The organism is Mycobacterium sp. (assembly GCF_035570115.1).
Taxonomy (GTDB): Bacteria; Actinomycetota; Actinomycetes; order Mycobacteriales; family Mycobacteriaceae; genus Mycobacterium.
In genome coordinates this window covers 1-4,466 of the sequence record NZ_DATMLH010000125.1, presented here as the reverse complement: position 1 = coordinate 4,466, position 4,466 = coordinate 1, and the positions used below count along the sequence as shown (strand labels likewise).

Sequence of the window (4,466 nt, the reverse complement as noted above, 5' to 3'; positions counted from 1 at the left end):
GCTGGGAGTCGAAGCAGTCGTGGATGATCTGCTGGCCGCCCAGCTCATCGATCAGGTCCGCTTCACCGGGCAACCGGTGTACGTGTTTCACCATCCGTCGATCCGCACGGTCGCCTACGAACGCCAGGTCGAATCGGATCGCGCCGAGCTGCATCGGCGCGTCGCGGCCGCCATCGAATCACGTAACCCGTTAGCCGGCGATGAAAATGCCGCCTTGATTGCCGAGCATCTGGAGGCGGCCGGTGATGGGCACGCCGCTTACGGCTGGCAAATGCGGGCCGCAACCTGGGCGACCAACCGCGACATCGCCGCGGCATGGCGGAGTTGGGAGCGTGCCCGGACGATCGCCGACGCTCTGCCCGCCGATGACCCCGACCGAGCATCCATGCGCATTGCTCCTCGCACCATGTTGTGCGGGATCGCCTGGCGAGTCCATGAACATGCGACAGGCGCCCTCTTTGAGGAATTGCGGGAGTTGTGCGCCGCGGCCGGGGACAAGGCGTCACTGGCCATCGCAATGTCCGGGCAAGTGATGGATCACATGCATCAGGCCCGGCTGCGCGAGGCGTCGGGGCTGGCATCGGAAGCGATGGCCCTCATCGAGTCGCTCGACGATCCGACCTTGACGGTGGGTTTGTCCCTCGCATCGATCTACGCCAGAGCTGAGTGCGCCGAGTGGCCTGACGCGCTGCGGTGGTCACAAAAGGTTATCGACCTGGCCGACGGGGATCCCTCAAAAGGCAACTTCATCATCGGCTCTCCGTTAGCGCTCGCCTTAACGACGCGGGGTACGGCCAGTTATTGCCTGGGACGTCCCGGATGGCGCGACGACCTGCGGCACGGCCTCGCCATGGCCCGCAGCACTGACCCGATGTCATACGCCACCGTTGTCACCTACTCTTACTCCGCAGCAATACCGCCGGGCATGCTGAGGCCCGACGATCGCGCGATGGGCGAGATCGAGGACGCCCTGCGAATTGCCGAACAATCCGGTGATGATGTCGCGGTTGCGATCGCCCGGATGACGCTGGGCATTGCGCTGGTACACCGCCGGACCAACACGGAGCGCGACCGGGGACAGCAGATCCTGGCGGAGGTCGGTGAAGTGTTCCGGAGCCGGGGGTTCTTCCTGGCCGATTTACCGATCGTCGAGGTCTGCCTGGCTCGTGAGAATGCTCAACGCGGAGATCGCGATGGCGCCATACCGGTCCTGCGCGCGGCCGCAGACGGCCAGTTCCGCGACGGACGGCTGCTGGGGTGGAGCATTCCGGCGACGGGTGTTCTGGTGGAGACACTGGTCGATCGGGGCGCCGAAGGTGACTTAGCCGAAGCCGAGGCCGCGATCGAGAGGTTAGCGGAGGCCGCGATCGAGCGGTCAGCGGAGGCCGACAGCGGTTTCGCGGTGCGCGAGATCTGGCTGCTGCGGCTGCGGGCTCGCCTGGCGCAGGCTAGGGGCGAGGCCGCTGCTTACGCGCACCTCCGAGATCGCTACCGCGAGATGGCGAAAGCGCTTGGCTTCGAAGGGCATATCGAGTGGGCCGACGCAATGCCATGAGCGCGCACGAAACCGACATTTATTGTCAAGACTTGCGTGCAGGGAATATCCCGCTCGCGTGAATATTGTTGAGACCCCTCATGAAGGAGCGGGTTATCGCGCCGCCTTGGCGGCTTCGCGCCGAGCCTTCTCTTTCACGTGGGTCGAGCAGCAATGCACCATTTCCAAATGGTATCGGTCACAACAATAAGGCGAACAATAAACTGATGCGGCTGGATGCCAGTCCGGATTGGACAGGTCACGGTGTCGGTCGTGGGGATCGAACGTGTGGCCGCAATGCACGCAGGTCTTGACCTTCGTCTTGGTAGCCATACCGCTCAGGGTACGCGCTATGGCCCTAAATCGGTGCTGATTTCGGGTCGGCGGCGAACAATTGACGTCACCGAAAACACATGGCGTGCAATCCAAACGGACAGCATGCGCCAGCCAATTAATTATTTTCTGAAACTAACTTAGCCGTCTTTCGCTCGCACCGAGTAGCCCGCCCTCGCGTCACGTCGTCGCCCAGCAAACTGATCCGGTGGAGCGCAAGGAGCGGCGTGGCTGCGGCCCGGGCTGGCGGCGCCGCTCCGAGGTGACGGCGCACCCCAGGAATGAACTAGGCAGCGACGGCGTTCGGCTAGCGGTGGCGTACGCGACGAGATGCCTTAATATCAGCCCGTCGGGCATTCCTAGTCGGGGGGCACGGTGGTTTTGAGGTTACTCAGGCGGGCATGGGTTCCACTGGTCGTGATCGTGGCACTGATCATCGGCGGCGTGGCGGTGGGACGACTCAACGGCGTCTTCCCAGGACCTGGCTTGCCCAAGCCCGACCCCCGGGACGCGACCCCGCCGTACGCGGCCAAGACCGCCATCTACGAAATCCTGGGACCACCCGGGACAACCGGCGTCGTCAACTGGATGGATGCGGAGTCACTTCCGCAGAAGGCCAACTTCACCACGTTGCCGTGGTCGAAGACGATCGTCGCCGAGATGCCCGGCATCTTCGCCTACGTCATCGCTCAAGGGGACAGCCCGTCCATCGGCTGCCGGATCACCGTCGACGGCAAGTTGGTCGATCAACAACAGGTCAACACGCGCGACGCGCAGGTTTCCTGCTTGGATAAGTCCGCGTGACCGACGACACCAGCGGCACCGACGACACCAGCGACACCAGCGACACGGACAAAATCCCCGTCCCACAGCGCACCGAAGTCGAGCGCAAACCGCGGATAGCGCACACCATCCGTATCTTGGCGCTGCCGATTGTCATCGTCTGGGTGCTGATCGCGGTCGGCGTCAACGTCTTTGTCCCGCAGTTGGAGAAGGTTGCCGAGGAAATCTCGGTGCCGCTCTCGCCGAACGACGCGCCGTCGGTGACCGGTATGAAGCACCTCGGGGCGAAATTCAAGGAGTACGACTCCGACAATCTCGTGCTGGTGACCCTGGTCGGTGACAAACCTCTCGGCCAAGACGCTCACCGGTATTATGACGAGCTGGTCAAGAAGCTTCAGAACGACACCGAACACGTCGAGCATGCGCTGAATTTCTGGGGGCAGCGATTCACGTCCTCAGGTGTCGAGAGTTACGACCACAAGGCCGCCTACGTCCAGGTCAATCTGCGCGGTGACCAGGGCGGAGCCGTCGGCGACAAATCCGTTGCCGCGGTTCGCAAAATCGTCGCGGACTCGAAGCCGCCGGCGGGGGTGAAGGCCTACGTCGCCGGACAGGGAGCCCTGACCGCCGACACGATCGTGGTCGGTGACGCGAGCCTGGCCAAGATGACGATCATCACCATCATCATCATCGCGATCATGCTGATGTTCGTCTACCGATCCATTGGCACCGTGCTGTTGACGATGGTCATCTTGTTCGTCGGCCTGGCCACCGGCCGAGGTGTGGTAGCACTGCTGGGCGAGACCGGCATCATGGGGCTGTCGACCTTCGCCGTCAACTTGCTGACGGCGCTGGCCATCGCGGCCGGAACCGACTACGCGATATTCATGGTCGGCCGCTACCAGGAAGGCCGCGAACGGGGCCTGGACGCCGAAGCCGCCTACTACGACACCTTCGCCGGTGTCAGCAAGGTGGTGCTGGGCTCGGGTTTGACGATCGTCGGCGCGCTGGCCTGCCTGCGCTTTACTAGGCTGCCCTACTTCAATTCGCTGGCATTTCCGTGTGCAGTAGGTCTGCTGGTGGTGGTGGCCGCCGGGGTAACCCTGACGCCGGCGCTGATCGCTTTCGCCAGCGGCTTCGGCCTCTTCGACCCGAAGCGCGAGTTCAACTACACGCGGTGGCGCCGTCTGGCTACGGCCATCGTGCGGTGGCCGGCGCCCATCCTCGCCATCTCCGTCATCATGGCGATCGTCGGCGCCCTGGGCCTGATGGGCTTCACTCCGCGCTACAACGACCTGTACTACCTGCCGCAGAGCGCGGCCTCGGTGCAGGCGTACAACGCGGCCGATCAACACTTCACCCAGGCCCGGTTGAACCCCGACCTGCTGATGATTGAATCGGACCACGATCTGCGCAATCCCACCGACATGCTGGTCCTGGACAAGATTGCCGGAGCCATCTTCCGGGTGCCCGGCATCGAACGGGTGCAGAGCATCACGAGGCCACTTGGCCCGCCAATTGAAGACGGGTCCATCCCGTTCCAGCTCAGCGTGCAGAGCGCACCGATCCGCGACAACCTCAGTTACCTGAAGGCCCGCATCGGCGACATCAAGAAGATCACCGGCTACCTCGACGATCTCATCGCCTTACTAGAGCGTCAGTACAAGGTGACCCAGGATCTCGCGAACGCGGCGGACGACAGCGCGAAAACCACGGCCGATACGGCAGCGATCACGGATAAAATCCGCGACCACTTCGCCGATTTCGACGACTTCTGGAGGCCGATTCGCAGCTACTTCTATTGGGACAAGCACTG

General features: G+C 63.3%; 2 protein-coding genes and 1 pseudogene. All 3 read left to right on the top strand.

The window, feature by feature from the left end:
• Positions 1-1,555: pseudogene (locus VNW74_RS11715) on the top strand (cyclase); the annotation flags it as partial.
• A gap of 735 nt (positions 1,556-2,290) precedes the next feature.
• Complete coding sequence (locus VNW74_RS11710) at positions 2,291-2,671, top strand: MmpS family transport accessory protein (RefSeq protein WP_414686663.1); 381 nt, start codon at positions 2,291-2,293, stop codon at positions 2,669-2,671.
• The coding region (locus VNW74_RS11705; protein ID WP_325676915.1) for an MMPL family transporter at positions 2,668-4,466 on the top strand (1,799 nt) is incomplete at its 3' end. The genes VNW74_RS11710 and VNW74_RS11705, both read left to right, overlap by 4 nt.